We start from the raw sequence: 20,399 nt of genomic DNA, 5'->3' as shown, positions 1-20,399 counted from the left end.
CCGGCCACCGTCAGGCATGCAGTGGAAGCTGTTCGCGGACCTCGCCGAGCGCGCCGGGACGAAGGAGGTGCCGGTCGACGGGGACGCCGACACCGTCGGGGCGGCACTCGACGCGCTGCTGGCCGAGCGGCCGGCGCTGGAGGGGCGCGTACTGACCGACGACGGCGAGCTTCGCGACCACATCAACGTCCTCCGGAACGGGACGAACGTGCTCGTCGAAGGCGACGGATTAGAGGAGCAGGTCGAGCCGGGCGACGAACTCGCGCTGTTCCCGCCGGTCAGCGGCGGGTAGCGGGCGGGAGCCGGAGTCCGGCGGTCCCCGCCGCCGCGTTCAGCGGTCGGTGAGGTCGACCGCCATCACGAAGTCCGGCTCGTCGGAGACGCGGGTCCGCGTGGCCGCCACGTCGCTGACGTGGCGGGCGGTCTCGGGCACCAGCACGCGGACGCGGTCCGCGCCGAGTTCGCCGGCGTCCCGGCGGACCGCGGCCAGCAGGTCGCGGCAGGCGTCGGGGTCGTCCCACGCGCCGACGCCGTACTCGGCGCGGTGTTCGACCTCGCCGTCCTCGTTCTCGCGCTCGTAGTCCCGGACGCGGTAGGCCATCCCGCGCGTGCCGCCGTCCTGCACCGCGAACGTCGCCGTCTCGTCTGCGGCGCGGTGGAGCAGGTCGCGGGTCAGGTCCTGCACCGCCCACGTCTCGTCCATCGCGAGCGTCAGCCCGCCGAGGTGGTCGCGGGCGTCGCTGTCCGTCCAGTACGACCAGGCGGCGTCGGGGTCGTCGGTCACCGTCGCCGCCGGTTCGGCGTCGGGGGCCGGCTCGGGGTGTGCCCAGCGGAACTCCGTCGCCGGCTCGAAGCCCATCGCGCGGGAGTGCCCGAGGCCGGCGACGTTCCACGAGAACACCATGTTCCGGGCGACGACCGCGCCGCGCTCGCGCGCCCAGTCGAACAGGCCGTACGTGACCGCTTCCCCGACCCCCTCGCCGCGGTGCTCGGGGGCGACGCGCATCCCCTGACACCACGCCTCGTGCTCGGAGAGCATGACCGCCTGCGCGACGCTGACCGCGCGGCCGTCGACGACGCCGACGAGCGTGCGCTGTCGCTCGCCGCCGTCGGGGCCCTCGATCCAGTCGTGGTAGATCCGGGGGATGTAGTCGCTGGCACCGCGCTCGGCCCACGTCCCCTCGGTGAACGCGACCACGTCCTCGTAGTCGTCGGCGGTCGCGGGGCGAACCGCCACCTCGCTCACTCCCATGGGACGGAGCGCTCGGTGAGTTCGCCGGCGACCGGCTCCGCCATCGTCGTCTCGGGGTCGGAAGTGTGTTCCAGCGCCCACATCAGCTTGACCATCGCGGTGCCGGGCAGGGTGTCGCCGGCCTCGACGACGCCGGCGTCGAGCAGGTCGCGGCCGGTGTCGTACACGCGGTCGCAGACCCGGCCCTCGATGCACTGGCTGGTCATGACGACCGTCGTGCCGTCGTCGACCAGGTCCTCGATCCGCGGAATGAGGTCGGTGTGGACGTGGCCGAGGCCGGTGCCCTCGATCACGAGGCCGTCCTTGCCCTCGACGGCGTCGAGGAAGCTCGTGTCCATCCCCGGCGCGAACTTCAGGAGTTCGACCTCGGGGTTCAGTTCGGGCGCGATGGCGAGGTCGGCCGCGCCGCGCTCGGCGTAGTCCCGGCGGAAGGAGACCTCGGGCCGCTCGCCGGTCTCGTAGTCGACCTCGCCCAGCGGCTTCGCGCCGACGGTCTCGAACGCGTCCCGGCGGGAGGTGTGGTTCTTCCGGACGCGGGTGCCCCGGTGGAGCGCGCAGACGTCGTCGCTCTCGGAGGCGTGCATGCAGACCATGACCTCGGCGGCGTCGCTTTTCGCGGCCTCGACGGCGCAGACGGCGTTCATCACGTTGTCCGACGAGGGCCGGTCGGCCGACCGCTGGCTCCCGGTGAACACGACCGGGACCGGCGTGTCGAGCATGAAGGAGAGCGCGGCGGCGCTGTACTGCATGGTGTCGGTGCCGTGCATCACGACGACGCCGTCCGCGCCGGCCTCGATCTCCTCGTGGACGGCCTCGGCGAGCTCCCGCCACACGTCGGGGGTCATGTTCTCCGAGAGGATGTTGGCGACGACGCGGCCGCGGTAGTTCGCCAGCCCCGCCAGGTCCGGGACGGCCCGGAGCACGTCCTCGGCGTCGAACTGCGCGGTCACCGCGCCGGTGCGGTAGTCGACCGTCGAGGCGATGGTGCCGCCGGTGCTGATCAGCGACACCGTCGGGAGGTCCTCGTCGAACTCGACGGTCGAGGCGTTGCCGTCGCCGCCCTCCTCGATCTCGTGGGCGTCGGCTTCGAGCACCTCGACGTCGGCCGCCGCGCGGTCGATGCCGACGTTGTAGCCGCCGTCGAGCTTGACGACGAGGTGGTCCGCCGTCGTCGAGGGGAGCAACACGCCCTCGTGGGTCTGGTCCGCGCGTTCGACGCGGACGCGGTCGCCTGCGTTCATCTTGCCCGTGGGTTCGGCCCGCGGCACTTCAAGCGTTGCGTTCCGGACGGCAGGGGTCGACCGTCCGGCGGAGGTCAGCCGTCGGTGTCGCCACGTTCCGGCATCTCGGAGACTTTATGCGTCGAGCGCCGCTCCGAACCGGCATGAGCGTCGTCGCACACGCGGCCGGAGCCGAACTCCGGGCGGTTCCCGTTCGGATCGCGGTCGCCGTGCTCGCCGGGTTCGGTGCCGCCGCGATAGCAAACTTCCCGATGGCTGCGCTCCCCGAGGGCGACGTGCCCAAGGAGGTCGCGCTCGCGGCCGTCTGGCCGGACGTGCCGGACGCGGTCGTCCCCCTCGGGAGCCACACGGTTCACTACCTCGCCGGCATCCTCGTCGCCGTCGGCGTCGAACTCCTGCTGATCGCGACGGGGGACCTCCGGGACGTGGAACTGCTCGTCTTCGGCTTCGTGTCCGTCTCGCGGCTCCTCGCCGCGGCGGCCGCGGCCGCCTTCGCCGTCGTCCTGTTCGGCGCGGTCGTCCTCCCGCGGGTCGGCCCGCGCCGTCTCGCGGACTACGACGACCGGGGCGGCGGGATCCGCCTGCAGTGGGCCGTCTCCGCCGCGGTGTACGGGCTCGCGGTGGCGCTGCTCGTCCCCTCGCTGTACGTGCTCCTGCCCGTGTAGCGTCGTTCAGGCGGTCGATGGTGCGGGGAAAAGACCTTGCCCGTCGGCCACCAACCTGTTTCCATGAGCGAGCGCACCGAACAGCGCACCCGGTCGAGCGACGAGCCGGTCGACGAGTCGCTCGACGACACGTTCGGCGGCGGGGGCCTGCGGTCCGGCACGGAGTCGGATACACGGGCGGAGTCCGAAGACGAGCCGTCCGGACTAGAGCGCTGGTTCGACCCCGGCACCTTCCTCGTCTCGGCCGTCCTGCTGACGGTCGGCCTCGTCGCCGGCGGCGCGACGATCCCCTTCTTCGGCCGGGCGCTCGGGATGTTCGCCGTCGCCTTCGCCGTCGGGCTGGCGAGTTCGGAGCGGCGGTACGCGGAGGTCGGGCTAGCCGGGATCGCCGTCGGCGGCGGCGCGTCGCTGCTCCGGAACGCGCTCCTGACGCTTGCGGGCGTCGGCGTGCCGCTGATCGCCATCAGCGCCGTCGTCGGCGGGGTCGCGGGGCTGCTCGGCGTCTACTTCGGCCGGGACCTGCGCGACGGGCTGACCCGGGAGATCTAGGCGAGCGTCCAGCCCTCCTCGGTCCGGCGGACGAGGTCGGCTTCGGCCATCGCGGCCAGCGTCCGCTCGACGAGTTCCGGCGACGCGTCGACCCGGTCGGCGAGTTCGGCGACCGTGTGAGGGCCCTCGGACAGCGCGCGCAGCACGTCGGCCGACAGCCGGCTGTTGACCTCCTCGTCGGTCGCCGCCGAGATGCGGTCCAGCAGGTCGGTCAGCCGGCCCTGCACCCACCGCTGGGCCATCGAGAGTTCGTTCTCCAGTTCCTCCAGCCGTGCGATCGACGCCGCGAGTTCGGCGGGGTCGTCCGTGTCCGGGTCGCCGCCGTCGCCGGAGTCGTCGTCCGCCACGGCGTCGGCCGGGTCGATATCGAGCGAGAGGTAGCGCCAGGTCGTGATGTCGAGGCTCCGGCTCGCCGGGTAGGCGCTCTTCGTCCCGAAGCCGTACGGCGAGACGTTCACCTCCAGCCGCAGGTTCCGCGCGATGTGGAAGTACTTGCGCCGCTGGTCGTCGGTGTGGCTCTCGACCAGCCCCGCTTCCTCTAGCTTCCGGAGATGCTCGATGACCGCCTTCGGGCTGACGCCGAGGTATTCGCTGATCTCGGTGACGTAGCAGGGCTTGCGCGCGAGCAGCCGCAGGATCCGCCTGCGGTTCTCGTTGCCGAGCAGGTCCAGCAGCGCGGCAGAATCCATTCGACCGGGGGTTCGCGGCGAGCAGTAAAAAGGGTGACTGCTTTCCCCGCCCGCTCGCGGCGTCGCGCGTGGACCGCCCGACGGGGAACTGATAGCGGTCGACAAAAGCCCTGCGGAGGAAAGCTTATACCGCCCCGTCGCATGTCATGCTACTGCATAGCATGTTCGAGGAGTTCTCCAGCGGCTACTACTTCGGGCGGCTCTACGTGGAGCCGTTCGACGGGGAGCACGCGGTGATGCAGCGGGCACAGCACGAACGCGTCAACGAGCAACTGTACGCGAGCGGCGAGGGGATCGAGCGCCTCGACACACCGCTCGTGATGAAGCTCGGAACCCGACACTTCCCGGTCCACGGCGAGGAGGGCGTCCCGTCGGACACGCTCGCGGTCCCCGAGACGCTCCTCGACGACGGCGTCCGCGACCCGCCGGCGCTCCGGGAGGTGCTGCTGGCGAAGGCCGACCGCGCCTCCCAGCTTCTCAGACTCTCCGGGGGCGACGGCCGGCCGGACAACACCTGACACGGTCGGTTGTACCCGTGCCCCGATGGGTCACCGGGCGGACCGGTGACCCTCGAAGCTGACGTGCGATCGACCGTATGGTGGCCGCTCGTCGGAACCTAGAAGTGGCCGCGCCGTCCCGTCCCATCCGATGCTCGACGAGTTGCTCGGGCGGGCGGCGCTGAAGGAGCGCATCGACGAGCTGGAGGAGGAGAAGCGACATCTGGAGCGGCAGCTGGAGGCCGAGTCCGAGCGCCGTGCCGACGCCGTCAGCGCCCGGCAGGACGCCGAGGAGCGCGTCAACCGACTCGAGGACCGGGTGGCCGAGCTAGAGGACCGCGTCGAGCGGGCTGGCGGCGACGACGACGCGGCGCTCGACTACCGCGGCGTCGAGGAGCTTCGGGGCGACCGCCTCGCCGCGGTGCTGGACCGCCTCGCCAGCGTCGACGCCGGGCCGGAGGGCGCGCTGACCGCGATGGTCGACGGGACGGTCCCGGACGCGGTCCGCGAGGTGTTCGGCGACCGCGCGCCGCTGGTCGACCGCGCCGGCCCCTGCCTCGCCGTCACGGACGACGCCGGCGTCGTGAGCGCGGCGTTCGACCCGCCGGTCGCCCCGGACACCTTCGCCGCGTGGGACGACGGGTTCGAACTCGACCGCGAGTGGTTCCTGCCGACGGGTCGGTTCGCGTTCGCCGTGGTCCGGGCGGACCTGTTCGCGCTCGGCGAGTACGACGGCCGGGAGCGCGTCGCGACGACGGCGTTCGAGAGCGACGTGAAGGGGAACCACTCGAAGGGCGGCTTCTCGCAGGCCCGCTTCGAGCGCCGCCGGGACGAGCAGGTCGCCGACCACGTCGAACGCGCGGAGGCGGCGCTCGCCGACCGCGACGCCGACCGGCTGGTGCTCGTCGGCGAGTCCACCGTGCTGGACGACGTCGACGCCGAGGCGACAGCGACCGCCGCCGTCGACGCGACCGGCGACCCCGAGGACGCCTTAGAGGAGGCGTTCTACGACTTCTGGACGACGACGCTGTACCGGATCTGAACCGGGTTGCCGCCCGCGCCGCGCTTATGCCCCCGCCCCTGCTTGGGAAGCGTATGCGCATCGCGATCCTCGCACACGAGCAGTTCCCCGGCCGCGCCAAGACGGCGCTCGGCGTCCTGCGGTACGGCGACCACGAGGTCACCGCCGTCCTCGACCGGGACCGCGCCGGCGAGCGCGTGAGCGACCACGTGCCGGACGTACAGGACGCGCCGATCGTCGGATCGATGGACGATGTCGGCGCGGTCGACGCGCTCCTGATCGGCATCGCGCCGATCGGCGGCGGCTTCGACGAGTCGTGGCGGTCGGACGTGCGCGCCGCGCTGGAGCGGGGCTGTGACGTTGTCGCCGGGCTCCACTACTTCCTCGCGGACGACGACGAATTCGCCCGGCTCGCCGACGAGCACGGCTGCGAACTCCGGGACGTGCGCCGCCCGCCAGACGACCTGACCGTCGCCGACGGCGTCGCCCGCGAGGTCGACGCCGAAGTGATCCTCACGGTCGGCACGGACTGCTCGGTCGGGAAGATGACGACGACGATGGAACTCGCCGCGGCCGCCCGCGAGCGTGGCCACGACGCCGCCGTGGTCCCGACGGGCCAGACGGGGATCATGGTCGAGGGGTGGGGGAACCCCGTCGACCGCGTCGTCAGCGACTTCACCGCCGGGGCGGTCGAGGAGATGATCGTGGAAAAAGGCGACGACCACGACTACCTGTTCGTGGAGGGGCAGGGGAGCATCGTCCACCCGGCGTACTCCGCGGTGACCTGCGGCATCCTCCACGGCGCGATGCCGGACCGGATGGTGCTCTGTCACCGCGCCGGCCGGGAGCGGATCCACGGGTACGAGGAGTTCCGTCTGCCCGCCCTCCCGACGTACGTCGACCTGTACGAGTCGCTCGCCGCGCCGGTCCACGAGGGGACCGTCGTCGCCGGGGCGCTGAACACGATGGACGTGGCCGGCGACGACGCGGCCCGCGAGGCGGTCGCCGAGTTCGGCGATGCGCTCGACGCGCCGGCCGCGGACCTCGTCAGATTCGACCCCGACGCCGTGCTGGAGGCGGTGCTGTGACGCTCTCCGCGTCGTTCGAGCGGCTGGAGCTGCCGCTGGAGACTCCCTTCACCATCGCCCGCGGCACCCAGACCGTCTCGGAGAACGTCGTCGTCCGGGTCGCGGACGACGAGGGCCGGGTCGGCGTCGGCGGCGCGGCCCCCGCGCGCCACTACGGCGAGACGGCCGACACCGTCGCAGCGGTGCTGCCGGACCTGCTGTCCGTCGTCGAGGACGTGGGCGATCCCCACCAGCGACAGCGGATCGAGCGCCGTATGCGCGAAACGGTCCGGGACAACCCCGCGGCGCGCTGTGCCGTCAGCATCGCCCTCCACGACCTGATCGCCAAGCGCGCCGACCTGCCGCTGTACCGCTACTGGGGGCTGGACCCGGACCGGACCGTCAGCACCTCCTTTACGATCGGGCTGGACGACCCGGACCGCATGCACGAGAAGGCCGCGGACGCGGTCGCTGCCGGCCACGAGGTGCTGAAGGTGAAAGTCGGCACCGACCGCGACGAGGCCGTCGTCGACGCGGTGCGCTCGGCGGCCCCCGACGCCCGGATCCGGGTCGACGCCAACGAGGCGTGGACGCCCCGCGAGGCCGTCCGCATGTCCGAGACGCTGGCCGACTACGGCGTGGAGTTCATCGAACAGCCGGTGCCCGCGGAGAATCCCGAGGGGCTACAGTTCGTGTACGAGCGGTCGGCACTGCCGATAGCCGCCGACGAGTCCTGCGTGACCGTCGACGACGTGCCCCGCGTCGCCGACCGGACCGACATCGTCACGATCAAGCTGATGAAATGCGGCGGCCTCGCCGAGGCCCGACGGATGGTCCACGCCGCCCGAGCGCAGGGGCTGGAGGTGATGCTCGGCTGCATGGTCGAGAGCAACGCCTCCATCGCCGCGGGGGCCCACCTCGCGCCGCTGCTCGACTACGCCGACCTGGACGGCTCGCTCCTGCTCGACCGTGACCCGTTCGCCGGCGTGCCGATGCCCGACGGCGTGATCGACCTCGCGTCGGTCGACCGGCCGGGGACCGGTGCAGTCCCGCGCTGATCAGCCCGGGGCGCGGACGACGACTTCGTCCGTCGACACGGTCACCGAGTACCCGGCGTACCGGAACCGAACGGTCGCGTCGGCCGCGAGGCTGTCCAGCGCATCCGGGTCGACGAACTCGAACAGCGGCCGCAGGTCCGTCGGCTCCACGCCCGCCGCCTCGGCGACGGCGTCGACCACTGCCGCGCTCGCGGACTCGTAACACGTCAGGTCGGCGATCCGCGCCCGCTCGTTTCCGTCCGGTTCCCCGCCGCCATCGCTCGTCGGCTGCCCGTCGATCGCCTGTCGTCTCATCATCGTTCCACCCGTCGACCGTACGGTCCCCGCCGGTGTATGGTCTACCCGTGAGTATTCACGCTCTTTAAGTCACCCTGCCCCTCGCCCCGGGCGATCGTCGCGCGGATGAGGTTGGCGTGTGCCCGGCGGAGCCGGGTCGATAGCGCGGTGTCGGAGATGTCCAGTTCCGCCGCGACCGCCGCGAGCGTCGATCCCCGCGGAACGTCGAAGTAGCCGGCTCGGAGAACCGCCAGCAGCGCCTCGCGCTGGTCGGCCGTGAGCCCGTACTGCTCGAACTCCCCTGGGTCGTCCGGTCGGTAGAGCCGGTCCACGTCGAACGTCAGGTCACAGCGCTGCGCGTGGTCGTGGAACGTCGAGAGCGCCTCGTCGTCCGGAAACAGGAGCCGAACGTGCCACTCGTCCGCCGCGGACGCCGTCAGCAGGGTCGCCAGCGAGTTCGCGATGGCTGACACGATCCCGTGGTCGGGCGCGTGCCAGTCCACCCGGTAGAGTCGCTCGTGATCGTTGCGCTCCAGCAGGCTCGGGTCCCGTGCGGTGCCGTCCTCGCGGAGCGCGTCGTCGAACGCGTCGAGGTCCCCGGCGGTCACCCAGAAGTACGGTGTCACGTGGTCCTCGTCCGTCGCCGCGACGCGTTCGACCTCCACCTGCGCGTCGTCGACGGAGTGCAGCGAGTGCGCGAGCACGAACTCCGCGGGCGGTACTCGCAGGTCGGCGATGACGGTCATGTGGGGCGTACGGTCCCGACGAACAAATGCGTCGGGCGCTACGCGCCGCCGACCGGCGGCCAGTCGCGCAGGCGCGCCGGCAGCGGCCGTCGGCGCGACGGATAGGCCGCCGTCGCCTCGCGGACGGTTTCGGCCAGTTCCGCGACGGTCATCGCCGACTCGCGGCCGCTCGCCCGCTCGGTCACGGGGAGCGGCCCGTCACCAGCCTCGCGCTCCCCCACGACGGCGTAGTAGGGGACGCCCGCCGCCTCGGCGCGGCCGATCCGGTCGCCGACTGATAGCTCGCGGTCGTCGACGTCCGCGCGGACGCCCGACTCGGACAGCGCCGCGACGACGGCGTCGCAGCGCTCGGCGTGCCCCGCGTCGACCGGCACGAGCCGGACCTGCGTCGGCGCGAGCCACGTCGGAAGGCCGCCATCTCCGGCGACCGTCGCCCGGATCGCCACGTCGAGCCGGCCGACCGGCGCACAGCGGACGGTCGGACGCGACGGCCCGCCGTCGGCCGAGTCGCTCCGCGGCGGGTCGTACCTGACTGCGCCGGTCCGAACCGCGCGGCCGTCGACGACGGCGACGAAGTCCAGCGCCGTCGACCAGCGCCCGACCCGCATCGGGAGCGTCTCGGCGAGGACTGGCGCGTCGACCGCGGCGGCGACGGCCGCCGACGACGGGCCGGCGTCGGCCCCGCCCGCGACCGTCCGCACGACGGGGGCGGCGTCGACACCGAGGTCCCCGACCGCCTCGCGGGCGATCGCAGCCGCCCGTCTGAATTCGTCCGCTCCGGCCGTCGCGTCCGCGACGACGACGGCCATCTCCGGCGCGTCGGCCCCGCGCCAGCCGCCCGGGTCGCGGAGGCGCACCGGCAGGTCGGCGTCAGCGATGTCGGCCGGGACGGATGCGGCCGGCCCCCGTCCCTCGTGGGAGTCGGCGGCCGCCACGCGGACCGCGCCCGCCTCGGCGAGCAGGTCGTCGGCGCGGGCGGCGAGCGCGTCGCGGACGAACGCGCCCCGCGGGAGCCAGGTCGCCCCGTCCTCGGCGAGGAAGCCGAGTTCGCGGAGGCGGTCGTCGCCCGGCGGATCCGTCGACGGTCGACCGGCGTCCGCGACCGCGCGGAGGGTGCCGTCCGCAGTCCCCGGGTCGCGCCGATCACCAGAGGGCGTTACGACCGCGCGGTCGTCAGCCGCCTGCAGGCTGTCGGCCGCCGGTCCGACCCGGCAACCGCCCACCGCGAGCGGGTGGCCGCGCCAGTCGACCGCGCCGCCGGCGTCCCCCTCGACCCGTGCGCGCCGAACGTCGTAGTCGGCCGGGAGTCGCTCGGCGAGCGCGTCGACGGCCGTCGCTGCGGGACCCTCGGCGGCCGCCGCGTCGAGCAGGTGCGGACATCGGTAGAGGACGACCCCGTCGACGCCGAGGCGGTCCGCGACCGTCCGCAGTTCGTCAGCGGCGCTCGTCGCGACGGCTTCCGGGGCCGCGGCGTCCCCCGGCTCGACCGCGACGAACGCGGCCACGCAGTCGGTGAGTTCCGCCGTCGCCCCGTCGGCGGCGTCGACCGCTGCGCGGTCGGCGTGGGCGTACAGCAGTCGCATAGTCGAGCAACCCGGCGGGCGGTGAAAAGGGTGCCGTCGGCGGTCCGGTCACGCCTCCGTGTCGGCGGGCCTGCGGAAGACGAACAGCAGCGTCGACTCGTCGATAGCGAGCGTCCGGTCGAGCGCCCAGCCGTCGGCCGCGCGGTCGTTCAACAGCCCGTCGAACCGGTCGGCGTCGAGCGCGTTGGGGTACAGCGACACCACTTCGGTGGCGTACTCGTAGCGAGCGTCCGGCATGTCGGAGCCGTGGACGGCCACCGCCTTAGCGTTCCGGTCGGGTAGCCATTTCCGTGATGCCCGCGTACCCATCCGGCATGGCCGACGAGTCATCGCCGGCGGACACGATGCGCGAACGGGCCGACGAGAGTCGATACCGGCTGCGAGCCCTGATGCACGTCAACCGGTGGGCGGTCGCCGGCGTGCTGGCGGCGGCCGTGTTCGTCACGCTCGTCGTTCTCGGCACGCTCGACGGGTCGCCGCTCCGGGCGACGATGGAGGGGTCCGACCCGGCCGAGACCGCGTTTCAGGCGATGATCACCTCGATCATCACTGGCGTGACCCTCGTCGTCACGATCAATCAGGTGGTCCTCTCGCAGGAACTCGGCCCGCTCGGCGACCAGCGCGGTCGGATGCAGGGGTCGATGGATTTCCGCGACGACGTGGCCGACGTGATCGGCGCGGCGGCCCCGCCCGAACCGGCAGCGTTCCTCGGCGCGCTCGTCGAGGCGACGAAGACCCGCGCGAACGCGTTCGAGGACCACGCAGCCGAGGGCTCCGGCGAGGTCCGCGACCAGGTCAACCGGTACGTCGACGAACTCGTCGGGAACGCAGAGGCGGTCGGCGACAGACTCGAGGACGCCGACTTCGGCACGTTCGCCGTGATAGACGCCGCGCTCGACTACAACTACTCCTGGAAGATCTACGAGCTGAACCAGCTCAGACGGACGTACGGCGACCAGTTCGACGACGAGACGTCGAAGGCCGCGGAGGACCTGGTCGACGTGCTGTCGCTGTTCGGCCCGGCTCGGGAGCACATCAAGACGCTGTACTTCCAGTGGGAGCTCGTGAACCTCTCGCGGGCCATCGTCTACGCCGCGGTGCCGGCGCTGCTCGTCTCGACCTCCGCCCTCCTCTTTCTCGACCCCACGTCGTTCCCCGGCGCGACGCTCGGCGTCGACAACATCGTCTGGCTCGTCAGCGCCGCCGCGACGGTGTCGGTGTTCCCGTTCCTGATCCTCGTCTCCTTCGTCCTCCGGATCGCCACGGTCGCGAAGCGGACGCTCGCGATCGGACCGTTCATCCTCCGGGACTCGGACCGGGCGGAGACGATCGACGTGGACTGACAGTGTTTGCTCTCACTGGGTACCGGTAGTCGCCTGCACCGGTACCGGCGACCATCGGGACGTGGCGAGCGCAAACACTCTTCCCCGCGACCGGGCGGAGCCTACTTCTCCTCGCTTTTGAGGTCCTCTAGCTCCGACTCCACCTCGGACTCGTCGACGTCCACGTCGACGTCGCCGCCGCCCTCCGTCTCGAACTCCACGTCCTCCGTCGGCTCGGTCTCCGCGTCCGCGGTCCCGTCACCCTCCGCCGTCTCGGCCTCCTCGGCGTCCATCTCGGCTTTCAGCGTGTCGAGTTCGGCGTCGACCGCGCCGCTGGTCCGGACCTCCTCCAGTTCGCGGTCCAGCTGGTCCTTGTCCGAGAGGGCGTCCTCGAACACGCCCTCGTCCTGCAGTTCGTCCATGGCGGCCGAGCGGGCCTCCATCTCCTGGGTCCGGTCCTCGGCGCGCTCGATGGCCCGGCCCACGTCCTCCATTTCGTCGCCCGCGCCGGTCATCGCCTCGGAGACGCGGGCGCTGGCCTCGGCGGCCTCGTAGCGCGCCTTCATCGTCTCCTTTTTCGTCCGGAACTCCTCGATGCGCTGCTGGAGGGTCTCCTTCTTCTCGACGAGGTTGTCCTGCGTTTGCTGGAGGTCGGCGATCTGGCCCTCCAGCTCCTCGATCTGCGTCATCTTCGCCTTCTTCTTCTCCAGAGCACGGCGCGCGAGGTCGTCGCGGTCCTGCCGGACGGCCTCGCGGGCCTGCTCGTTGTGCTTGTCGACGTTCTCCTCCAGCCGTCGCTTCTGCATCTCCAGGCGCTTCTTCTGGGTCGTCAGGTCGGCGATGCCGCGTTTCACGTCCTGTAGCTCGTCGCGTAGCTGCTCGTACGAGTAGTCGAGCGTCTCCGTCGGGTCCTCAGCGCGGTTGAGCACCGCGTTGACCTTCGACCGGATGACGTAGGAGGCCCGAGAGAGTATTCCCATACCCCCAGTTACGGGACCGCGACCTTAAAATCCCAACCCCGTCAACGGACGGATATGGACGTACTCGTCCCCGGCGCGCGGGACGTTCGGGGGACGCTCGACGAACCGGACGGCGGGGCGACGGCCTGCGTCGTCGCCTGCCCGCCCCATCCGCAGCACCGCGGCCACCGTGGCGACGCCCGGCTGACCGCCGTCGGCGACGCTCTGGTCGACCGCGGCGTCGCCTGTCTGCGCTTCGACTACGGCGACTGGGACGAGGGGTACGGCGAGCGCGAGGACGCCCGCAACGCGGTTCGCTGGGCCGCCGACCGGTACGACGGGGTCGCGCTCTTCGGCTACAGCTTCGGCGGCGCGATGGCGCTGCTGGCGGCGGCGTCGGTCGACCGCCCGGTGGTGGCCGTCTCGACGCTCGCGCCCGCCGCGCGGCTCCGGGACGACCTGGACGCCGCGGGGGCACTGGAAGGGCTCGACTGCCCGGCACAGGTGATATTCGGAACGCGCGACGACACGGCCGACCCGACGCCGGTCGTCGAGGTCGCACGCGAGCGCGGCGACGACGTGGTGGAGCTGTCCGCGGATCATTTCTTCGTCGGGAAGCACGACCGGATCGGCGGGCTCGTCGCCGAGTTCCTCGCCGCAGAGCTGTAGGGGGGTTTCGGCGCGCGGAGGGCGCGGCGTCGGCCGGTGCGTGGCGCGCTCCGAAATCGTTTTGAATCGGGGTTGCGCACGATCGGTATGCCGACCGATCCTGAATCCGAATACGACCCCACATTGGGGAACAAGTTCATCTTCGTCACGGGGGGCGTGATGTCCGGGCTGGGCAAGGGGATCACCGCCGCCAGCACCGGCCGCCTCCTCAAGAACGCCGGGTTCGACGTGACGGCGGTGAAGATAGACCCGTACCTCAACGTCGACGCCGGGACGATGAACCCCTACCAGCACGGCGAAGTGTACGTCCTGAAAGACGGCGGGGAGGTCGACCTCGACCTGGGGAACTACGAGCGGTTCCTCGACGAGGACATGACGTTCGACCACAACATCACGACGGGCAAGACCTACCAGCACGTCATCGAGAAGGAGCGCGCCGGGGACTACCTCGGCAAGACGGTCCAGATCATCCCCCACGTCACCAACGACATCAAGCGCCGCATCCGCGAGGCCGCCGAGGGGACCGACGTCTGTCTCATCGAGGTCGGGGGAACCGTCGGCGACATCGAGGGGATGCCGTATCTGGAGGCGCTCCGCCAGTTCGCCCACGAGGAGGACGACGAGGACATCCTCTTCACCCACGTCACGCTCGTCCCCTACTCGAAAAACGGCGAACAGAAGACCAAGCCGACCCAGCACAGCGTCAAGGAACTGCGCTCGATCGGCCTCCAGCCCGACGTACTGGTCGGGCGCGCCGACGACAAACTGGAGCCACACACGAAAGAGAAGATCGCCCTGTTCTGTGACGTGCCCACCGACGCCGTCTTCTCAAACCCGGACGTCGAGGACATCTACCACGTCCCGCTGATGGTCGAGGAGGAGGGGTTGGACGAGTACGTGATGCAGGAACTCGGCCTCGCCGACCGCGCCATCCCGGCGGCCGAACGGGACAACGAGTGGCGGGAGATCGTCACGCGCGAGCGCGAAGACGAGGTCGACATCGCGCTGGTCGGCAAGTACGACCTGGAGGACGCGTACATGTCGGTCAACGAGGCGCTGAAACACGCCGGACTGGCGAAAGGCGTCAACGTGAACATCAACTGGGTCGACTCCGACGAGATGGTCGACGGAAGCGCGGGCGGAAAGCACCGCGAGCGCCTCGAAGCGGCCGACGGGATCGTGGTCCCGGGCGGCTTCGGCTCCCGCGGGACCGAGGGGAAGATCCGCGCCATCGAGTACGCCCGGGAGAACGACGTGCCGTTCCTCGGCCTCTGTCTCGGCTTCCAGATGGCCGTCGTCGAGGTGGCGCGCAACGTGCTGGGCTACGAGGACGCCCACAGCGCCGAGATGGACGACGGGACGAGCCACCCCGTCATCGACATCCTGCCCGAGCAGTACGAGGTGTCGGACATGGGCGGGACGATGCGGCTCGGTGCCCACCAGACCGACATCACCCCCGGCACGCTCGCCGAGGACGTGTACGGCGGCTCCTCCTGCACGGAACGACACCGCCACCGCTACGAGGTGAACCCGAACTACTTCGAGGACTTCGCGGAGACGGATCTGGTGTTCTCCGGTCGGGCCGGCAACCGGATGGAGATCCTCGAACTGGAGGACCACCCGTACTTCCTCGGGACGCAGTTCCACCCCGAGTTCCGGTCGCGCCCGGACCGCGCGTCGCCGCCCTTCGTCGGTCTCGTCGAGACGGCGATGGAGCTGGCCGGGATCGACGGCGCTGACGACGCGGCCGACGTGAAGGGGGTGGAGGCCTGATGGTCGACGTCGACGAGTTCATCGACGAGAAGGTCGCGGAGATAAGCGACGCCGTGGGCGACAAGAACGCCGTCATCGCGCTGTCGGGCGGGGTCGACTCCTCGACGGCCGCCGCGCTGGCCTACGAGGCGCTGGGCGACCAGCTCACCCCGGTCTACGTCGACACCGGCCTGATGCGGAAAGGCGAGACGGCCCAGATACGGGAGACGTTCGATTACATGGACTCGCTGCGGATCGTCGACGCCAAGGACCGCTTCCTCGACAAGCTCGCAGGCGTCACCGACCCCGAGGAGAAGCGCCACGTCATCGGCGAGGGGTTCATCCGGGAGTTCGAGACGGTCGCAAAGGAGGTCGACGCCGACTACCTCGTCCAGGGGACGATCTACCCCGACCGCATCGAGAGCGAGGGGACGATCAAGTCCCATCATAACGTCGGCGGGCTCCCCGAAGTCGTCGACTTCGAGGGGATCGTCGAGCCGATGCGGGACCTGTACAAGGACGAGGTCCGCGAGGTCGCCCGGGCGCTCGACCTCGAGGAGGTGGTCGCCGAGCGCATGCCGTTCCCCGGTCCCGGCCTCGCCGTCCGGATCATCGGCGAGGTGACCGAGGAGAAACTCGAAGTGGCCCGCGAGGCGAACCACGTCGTCGAGGAGGAACTGGAGGAGTACGAGCCGTGGCAGGCGCTGGCCGCCGTCATCGGCAAGGCGACCGGCGTCAAGGGCGACAACCGCGTCCACGGCTGGGTCGTCTCGGTGCGCTCCGTCGAGAGCCGCGACGGGATGACCGCCCGCGCGCAGGAACTCGACTGGGAGACCCTCCAGCGCATCCAGTCGCGGATCACCGGCTCCCACGAGAACGTCGCCCGCGTCGTCTACGACGTGACCCACAAGCCGCCGGCGACCATCGAGTACGAGTAACCGACGACCGAGCGTCGAAGCAACGAGGAAGACACAAAACCCCTGAACACGTCCCGTACCCCATGAACGCGATCTTCACCGGTTCCGACGCCGACGACCTCGTCCCCGCACTCGAAGCCGAAGGCGTCAGCGTCACCCGGATCGACGGGGTGGCGACCCGCCCCGCGCTGGAGGACGCCGGTATCGTCGACGCCGACCTGTTCGTGATCACCGACGTGGGACAGGCGACCGCCGTCCCGATCGCCCGGGACCTCGTCGACGACCTCCGGGTCGTCGTCTACTCCCGCGACTCCCTCCCCGAGTTCGCCAGCGGACAGGTCGATTTCGCGGTGGACCCCGAGCTACTCGGTCCCGACGCCGTCGCCGAGGAACTGACGGGCGCATAGGCGGCGGACGACCTACGTCACCCTGATGAACTGGGCGCTGCCGTCCTGCTCGACGGTGACCCGGTACCCCTCATAGGTGAACTCGACCTGTACCTGCGCCCCGGGGGCGGGAGGCTCCGAGAAGATGTGGTCAATCATGTGGTCGATGCAGTCGTAGATCGCCGTCAGTTCGGTCTGGTCCTTGTCCTCCAGGTCAGCTACGATCTCCGCAACCTCCGCCGCGGGGCTCTCCCGCTCGGGGTCCAGTTCCCGCCGAACGATGTCGCTCTCTAGTTCCGTCATCTACTCCCTCCCCGGACGGGCCGGGAAATAGTTGTTCGGACTCCCCCATTCCGTGACCCGTCACGCGGCCGAGAGGCGTAGCTACGCGGCGAACTGGACGCGTCGAAAACGGGGCAGGAACGAGTGGCTCCCGGCGACGGGTGCCTCTGATATCCGGCGGACGAGGCCGGGAGCCGGGGATGACAGGTCGGGACCTGCGGGTGTCGGGGATGGCGTGGCCGGCGGCTTACCGTTCGAGGACCGTCCCGCCGGCACCGACCGCGATGTCGGTCCGGCTGTCGAGGGCGGCTTTCAGGTTCGACCCGGACGGCGTGTCGACCGCGACCCAGTCCTCGCCGTCGTAGTCGTACACCTTCCCGCCGCCGCCGATGGTGTAGCCGTCGGCGTCGTCGGCCGCGACCTCGACGTCCTGGAGTCCGGCGTCGCCGGTGTCGGTCGCGGTCCACTGCGCGCCGTCGTAGTGGAACACCATGCCGCCGCCGCCGGAGACCCACACGTCGTCGACGCCGTCGCTGTCGACCCCGTAGAAGTTCACGTTGGCGTCCTGCAGGCCGATCGCCTCCCACGTGACGCCGTCGGTCGTCTCGAACACGCGCCCGTTCGTGTCGACCGCGTGCCCGGAGCGCGGCCCGTGGAAGTCGATCGCCTGGATCGCCGACCCGCTGCCCGGCGTGACGTACTCCCAGGTCTGGCTCTCGCCGTTCTCGAAGCTGTAGTAGATCTTCCCGGAGTCGCCCGCGACGTACACGTTCGCCTCGCCGCCCTCGCCGGTGACGGCCACGTCGTTGTAGTTGTTCGTGTTGTCGTTGGGCGCGGAGTGGTCCTGCAGGTTGCCCGCGTTGACGTTGTACTCGCCGATCGCGCCGCTCGCGCCGACGAACCAGAGCCGGGAGCCGTAGTCGGTCACGTCGGAACCGAAGAGGCTGTTGCCGTTGCCCGTGGGGCCGCCGTCGATGACCTTCCGCCAGCCATCGGCACCGCGCCGCAGGACGACTCCACCGCCGCCGACGGCGTAGTACCCGTTCGTCGTGGTCTGGACGCCGTGCAGGGTGGACGCGGTCGGCGTCTCGGCAACCGTCCATTCGGAATCGCTCGCCTGCACGCTCGCGGGGACGGCTGCGAGCGCTGCGGTACCACCGATCGCCTTCAGCATCGTTCGCCGAGTGGGATTGGAGTCGACCATGCTTCACCCGGAACATGGGGCGTGGATATATTAAAGCCAAGACGTAGTTAGTCGGAATTAACCCGTTTTATCCGAGTTCAAAAGCCATACTCGAACGGATGTTAGGTCGGGTGGGTGATTTGAAACACCGTGTAGATATTTTATAACCCGTAAAATCGAGGACCTGGTCGAGTCGAACTCCACATACTGAATTTTATGTGATTCGGATCACTGCATCTCGTAACCCGTCCCACCGGGTCACAGTCGACTAGCTCGGGCCGTAGGTCGGGAGGCGGCGTTCGTCGGGAACGCAACCGTCGACGGGACGACGAGTGAGGTGACGGTTCGGGTGTAGCGCGCCGACACGACTATCCTACGCGACGGCGTATCACGCCTCATGTCGCTCGACCGCTATCCCGATCTGGACCCCGAGCGCGGCGAAGTCGTCGATGCGGAGGTCGTCGTGCAGGACGACGTGCTCGTCAAGGCGTTCGCGCTCGGTCCCGGCGCGAAACTGGATCCGCACGAACACGCCGACTCGACGAACGTGTTCCACGTCGTCGAGGGGACGGTCACCGTCCTGCAGGACGGGACGGAGGAGGAGGTCGCCGCACCCGGTGTCGTCCTCCACGAGCGCGGCGTCGCCCACGGCGCGCGCAACGACGCCGAGGACGGGGTCGCGGTGCTGACCGCGAGCCTCTGTCCGATGCCCAGATAGGGGAGCACAGTCACGTCGTCCCCGCCGTCTGCCCTTGCTGGGCGTACTTCGCCAGCAGGTCCGCCTCGAAGTGGACCGGGTCGCCGACGGCTTTCTCCGAGAGCGTCGTTATCTCCCGGGTCGCAGGGATCACCGCAGCCTCGAACGTCCCATCACCGACCGCTGCGACCGTGAGGCTGATCCCGTCTACCGCCACCGACCCCTTCTCCACGAGGAACCTGCCGTACCCCTCCGGGACGGCGAACTCGTAGCGCCAGCCGTCGCCGTCCGGTTCGACGGCCGTGACCTCGGTCACGGTGTCGACGGTTCCCTTGACGACGTGGCCGTCGAGCGTCCCCCCGGGGGACACGGGCGTCTCGACGTTGACGGGCGCGCCCGGGTCGAGGGCCGCGAGGTACGTCCGCTCGACGGTTTCCGGCGAGCAGAAGGCCTCGAACCAGCCGTCGCCGACGCGCTCGGCGGTGAGACAGACGCCCTGAATCCCGACGCTGTCGTCCGGGGCCACCGAGGAGGTGTCGGTCCCGATCCGGAGCCGACAGCCGCCGTCCCGCAGTTCCTTCGCACGCAGTTCGCCAGTCGTCTCGACGACACCGGTGTACATCGCGGCTGGACCGACGGCTCCGGCTCCGATAACGCTTTTCAAATCCGTTTTTCGTAACGATTCCGTTACGCTACTCGTCGCGGTTCGCCAGCCCCGCGATGTGGGCCGCCTCCTCGGAGATGATCGTCTCCGCGCCCAGCAGGGCGGCATTCTCACTCCCGGGGAGACAGAACACGGGGACGCCGTCGACGATCCCGGCCGTCGCCCGCGTGGCGACGACCTTCGTCCCGATCTCGTCGTAGGAGAGCAGCCGGAACAGCTCGCCGAAGCCGGGCAGTTCCTTGTCGAACAGGCGCTTTGCCGCCTCGATCGTCACGTCGTCGGGCGTCACGCCGGTGCCGCCGGTGGTGACGACGATATCCACGTCCTCGCGCCCGACGAGGTTGGAGAGCGTCCCCTCGATCCGGTCGTAGTCGTCGGGGATCAGTTCGCGGGTGACCACCTCGTCGTCGGCGGCTTCCATCGTCTCCGTGATCGTGTCGCCCGCCGGGTCGTCCGACAGCGTCCGCGACGAGGAGACGGTGACGACCGCGACCCCCAGCGTGTCCACGTCGTGGTGATGGTGGTCGGCGTGAGCGTGGTCGCCGTGGCCGTGGTCGTTGGCATCGTGGCCGCCGTCGTCTCGGTCGTGGTCGCCGGTGCCGCCGGGGTCGTGCCCGCCCGAGTCGTCGTCCCGGCCGTGGGGAGCGCCCTCGGCGTCGCTCCCGTCCGCCTCCGGGACCGTCCCGGCCGCAGCGTCGGCAGGTTCGGGGTCCGGGTCGCCCTCCGACGCGTCGGGGACGGTCTCCTCGCCCGGTTCGGTCGCTCCGTCGGAGTCCGGTTCGGCTCCGTCGTCGACCTCCGACTCGGCTTCCTCGTCCGGTTCGTCCTCCTCGTCCTCGTCCAACCCTCGCCGCGTGTCGCGTGACTGGAAGTCGACCATACCGATCCGTTCCGGCGGCGGCCACAAAAGTCTCCCCCGGAACT

25 protein-coding genes are annotated in these 20,399 nt (G+C 70.6%); 13 read left to right on the top strand and 12 right to left on the bottom strand.

The annotated features are described in order from the left end of the window. Nucleotides 1–16: 16 nt before the first annotated feature. Nucleotides 17–292 carry a ubiquitin-like small modifier protein 1 gene (locus D8896_RS02375; RefSeq protein ID WP_121820464.1) on the top strand — a complete coding sequence of 92 codons (276 nt, stop codon included), beginning with the start codon at nucleotides 17–19 and terminating at the stop codon, nucleotides 290–292. 39 nt (nucleotides 293–331) lie between these two features. Here the strand turns inward: D8896_RS02375 and D8896_RS02370 are convergent, their stop codons facing one another. Both D8896_RS02370 and gatD read right to left on the bottom strand, forming a co-directional pair. Further along, nucleotides 332–1,252, bottom strand: coding sequence for a GNAT family N-acetyltransferase (locus D8896_RS02370; RefSeq protein WP_121820463.1), 921 nt, complete (start codon nucleotides 1,250–1,252; stop codon nucleotides 332–334). After that, nucleotides 1,243–2,493: a Glu-tRNA(Gln) amidotransferase subunit GatD gene (gene gatD, locus D8896_RS02365; RefSeq protein ID WP_121820462.1), complete on the bottom strand. Its 1,251-nt coding sequence runs from the start codon at nucleotides 2,491–2,493 to the stop codon at nucleotides 1,243–1,245. Before gatD ends, D8896_RS02370 begins: the two co-directional genes overlap by 10 nt. A 143-nt stretch (nucleotides 2,494–2,636) precedes the next feature. Here gatD and D8896_RS02360 point away from each other — a divergent pair, with 143 nt between their 5' ends. Together D8896_RS02360 and D8896_RS02355 are read left to right on the top strand one after the other, a co-directional pair. Next, on the top strand, nucleotides 2,637–3,158 hold the full coding sequence (locus D8896_RS02360; RefSeq protein WP_121820461.1) for a hypothetical protein: 522 nt from the start codon (nucleotides 2,637–2,639) through the stop codon (nucleotides 3,156–3,158). 63 nt (nucleotides 3,159–3,221) lie between these two features. Beyond that, nucleotides 3,222–3,707 (top strand): flagellar type III secretion system protein FlhB, encoded by a 486-nt coding sequence (locus tag D8896_RS02355; RefSeq protein ID WP_121820460.1) that lies wholly within the window; start codon nucleotides 3,222–3,224, stop codon nucleotides 3,705–3,707. On the opposite strand, the gene D8896_RS02350 is transcribed toward D8896_RS02355, so the two are convergent. Further along, nucleotides 3,704–4,396 carry a metalloregulator ArsR/SmtB family transcription factor gene (locus D8896_RS02350; protein WP_121820459.1) on the bottom strand — a complete coding sequence of 231 codons (693 nt, stop codon included), beginning with the start codon at nucleotides 4,394–4,396 and terminating at the stop codon, nucleotides 3,704–3,706. The two genes, D8896_RS02355 and D8896_RS02350, sit on opposite strands and share 4 nt — an antisense overlap. Before the next feature lie 161 nt (nucleotides 4,397–4,557). On the opposite strand from D8896_RS02350, the gene D8896_RS02345 reads away from it, so the two are divergent. The 4 genes from D8896_RS02345 (at nucleotide 4,558) to D8896_RS02330 (ending at nucleotide 8,039) form a co-directional block, all read left to right on the top strand. Then, a complete protein-coding gene (locus tag D8896_RS02345; protein ID WP_121820458.1) occupies nucleotides 4,558–4,914 on the top strand; it encodes a DUF5802 family protein in 357 nt (118 codons plus the stop codon). 130 nt (nucleotides 4,915–5,044) lie between these two features. Continuing rightward, nucleotides 5,045–5,935: a Vms1/Ankzf1 family peptidyl-tRNA hydrolase gene (locus D8896_RS02340; RefSeq protein ID WP_121820457.1), complete on the top strand. Its 891-nt coding sequence runs from the start codon at nucleotides 5,045–5,047 to the stop codon at nucleotides 5,933–5,935. 53 nt (nucleotides 5,936–5,988) lie between these two features. After that, a complete protein-coding gene (locus D8896_RS02335; RefSeq protein ID WP_121820456.1) occupies nucleotides 5,989–7,002 on the top strand; it encodes a DUF1611 domain-containing protein in 1,014 nt (337 codons plus the stop codon). After that, nucleotides 6,999–8,039, top strand: coding sequence for a dipeptide epimerase (locus tag D8896_RS02330; RefSeq protein WP_121820455.1), 1,041 nt, complete (start codon nucleotides 6,999–7,001; stop codon nucleotides 8,037–8,039). Before D8896_RS02335 ends, D8896_RS02330 begins: the two co-directional genes overlap by 4 nt. Here D8896_RS02330 and D8896_RS02325 read toward each other — a convergent pair whose 3' ends face one another. The 4 genes from D8896_RS02325 to D8896_RS02310 are packed head-to-tail and all read right to left on the bottom strand — an operon-like array spanning nucleotide 8,040 to nucleotide 10,881. After that, on the bottom strand, nucleotides 8,040–8,333 hold the full coding sequence (locus tag D8896_RS02325; RefSeq protein WP_162991396.1) for a HalOD1 output domain-containing protein: 294 nt from the start codon (nucleotides 8,331–8,333) through the stop codon (nucleotides 8,040–8,042). It abuts the gene before it with no gap. A gap of 44 nt (nucleotides 8,334–8,377) precedes the next feature. After that, nucleotides 8,378–9,061, bottom strand: coding sequence for a helix-turn-helix domain-containing protein (locus tag D8896_RS02320; RefSeq protein WP_121820454.1), 684 nt, complete (start codon nucleotides 9,059–9,061; stop codon nucleotides 8,378–8,380). A 38-nt stretch (nucleotides 9,062–9,099) separates the two neighbouring features. Next, nucleotides 9,100–10,644 (bottom strand): His/Gly/Thr/Pro-type tRNA ligase C-terminal domain-containing protein, encoded by a 1,545-nt coding sequence (locus D8896_RS02315; RefSeq protein WP_121820453.1) that lies wholly within the window; start codon nucleotides 10,642–10,644, stop codon nucleotides 9,100–9,102. Nucleotides 10,645–10,692: 48 nt separating this feature from the next. Then, nucleotides 10,693–10,881, bottom strand: a complete 189-nt coding sequence (locus tag D8896_RS02310; protein WP_162991395.1) for a hypothetical protein — start codon at nucleotides 10,879–10,881, stop codon at nucleotides 10,693–10,695. A gap of 77 nt (nucleotides 10,882–10,958) precedes the next feature. Here D8896_RS02310 and D8896_RS02305 point away from each other — a divergent pair, with 77 nt between their 5' ends. Continuing rightward, entirely contained in the window at nucleotides 10,959–11,987 is a 1,029-nt protein-coding gene (locus D8896_RS02305; protein WP_121820451.1) for a hypothetical protein, read from the top strand. 101 nt (nucleotides 11,988–12,088) lie between these two features. Here D8896_RS02305 and D8896_RS02300 read toward each other — a convergent pair whose 3' ends face one another. Beyond that, on the bottom strand, nucleotides 12,089–12,946 hold the full coding sequence (locus D8896_RS02300; RefSeq protein ID WP_121820450.1) for a PspA/IM30 family protein: 858 nt from the start codon (nucleotides 12,944–12,946) through the stop codon (nucleotides 12,089–12,091). Nucleotides 12,947–13,000: 54 nt separating this feature from the next. Here D8896_RS02300 and D8896_RS02295 point away from each other — a divergent pair, with 54 nt between their 5' ends. The 4 genes from D8896_RS02295 to D8896_RS02280 all read left to right on the top strand — a co-directional run bounded on the left by D8896_RS02295 (nucleotide 13,001) and on the right by D8896_RS02280 (nucleotide 16,670). Next, entirely contained in the window at nucleotides 13,001–13,594 is a 594-nt protein-coding gene (locus tag D8896_RS02295; RefSeq protein WP_121820449.1) for a CocE/NonD family hydrolase, read from the top strand. An 87-nt stretch (nucleotides 13,595–13,681) separates the two neighbouring features. Beyond that, on the top strand, nucleotides 13,682–15,367 hold the full coding sequence (locus tag D8896_RS02290; RefSeq protein ID WP_121820448.1) for a CTP synthase: 1,686 nt from the start codon (nucleotides 13,682–13,684) through the stop codon (nucleotides 15,365–15,367). After that, nucleotides 15,367–16,284: a glutamine-hydrolyzing GMP synthase gene (gene guaA / locus D8896_RS02285; RefSeq protein ID WP_121820447.1), complete on the top strand. Its 918-nt coding sequence runs from the start codon at nucleotides 15,367–15,369 to the stop codon at nucleotides 16,282–16,284. The genes D8896_RS02290 and guaA overlap by 1 nt, the downstream gene beginning before the upstream one ends. 62 nt (nucleotides 16,285–16,346) lie before the next feature. After that, nucleotides 16,347–16,670, top strand: a complete 324-nt coding sequence (locus D8896_RS02280) for a DUF7126 family protein (RefSeq protein WP_121820446.1) — start codon at nucleotides 16,347–16,349, stop codon at nucleotides 16,668–16,670. A 12-nt stretch (nucleotides 16,671–16,682) separates the two neighbouring features. Here D8896_RS02280 and D8896_RS02275 read toward each other — a convergent pair whose 3' ends face one another. After that, nucleotides 16,683–16,952, bottom strand: coding sequence for a HalOD1 output domain-containing protein (locus D8896_RS02275; RefSeq protein ID WP_121820445.1), 270 nt, complete (start codon nucleotides 16,950–16,952; stop codon nucleotides 16,683–16,685). Between the two features lie 226 nt (nucleotides 16,953–17,178). Continuing rightward, entirely contained in the window at nucleotides 17,179–18,135 is a 957-nt protein-coding gene (locus D8896_RS02270) for a WD40/YVTN/BNR-like repeat-containing protein (protein WP_121820444.1), read from the bottom strand. 376 nt (nucleotides 18,136–18,511) lie between these two features. Here D8896_RS02270 and D8896_RS02265 point away from each other — a divergent pair, with 376 nt between their 5' ends. Next, nucleotides 18,512–18,832 (top strand): cupin domain-containing protein, encoded by a 321-nt coding sequence (locus tag D8896_RS02265; RefSeq protein ID WP_121820443.1) that lies wholly within the window; start codon nucleotides 18,512–18,514, stop codon nucleotides 18,830–18,832. Nucleotides 18,833–18,842: 10 nt separating this feature from the next. Here D8896_RS02265 and D8896_RS02260 read toward each other — a convergent pair whose 3' ends face one another. Together D8896_RS02260 and D8896_RS20065 are read right to left on the bottom strand one after the other, a co-directional pair. Beyond that, nucleotides 18,843–19,433: a riboflavin synthase gene (locus D8896_RS02260; RefSeq protein WP_121820442.1), complete on the bottom strand. Its 591-nt coding sequence runs from the start codon at nucleotides 19,431–19,433 to the stop codon at nucleotides 18,843–18,845. 70 nt (nucleotides 19,434–19,503) lie between these two features. Further along, nucleotides 19,504–20,355 carry a MogA/MoaB family molybdenum cofactor biosynthesis protein gene (locus tag D8896_RS20065; protein WP_121820441.1) on the bottom strand — a complete coding sequence of 284 codons (852 nt, stop codon included), beginning with the start codon at nucleotides 20,353–20,355 and terminating at the stop codon, nucleotides 19,504–19,506. Nucleotides 20,356–20,399: the final 44 nt, after the last annotated feature.

Source organism: Halostella salina (assembly GCF_003675855.1).
GTDB lineage: Archaea > Halobacteriota > Halobacteria > Halobacteriales > Natronoarchaeaceae > Halostella > Halostella salina.
This window is presented reverse-complemented; position numbering and strand designations above follow the sequence as displayed.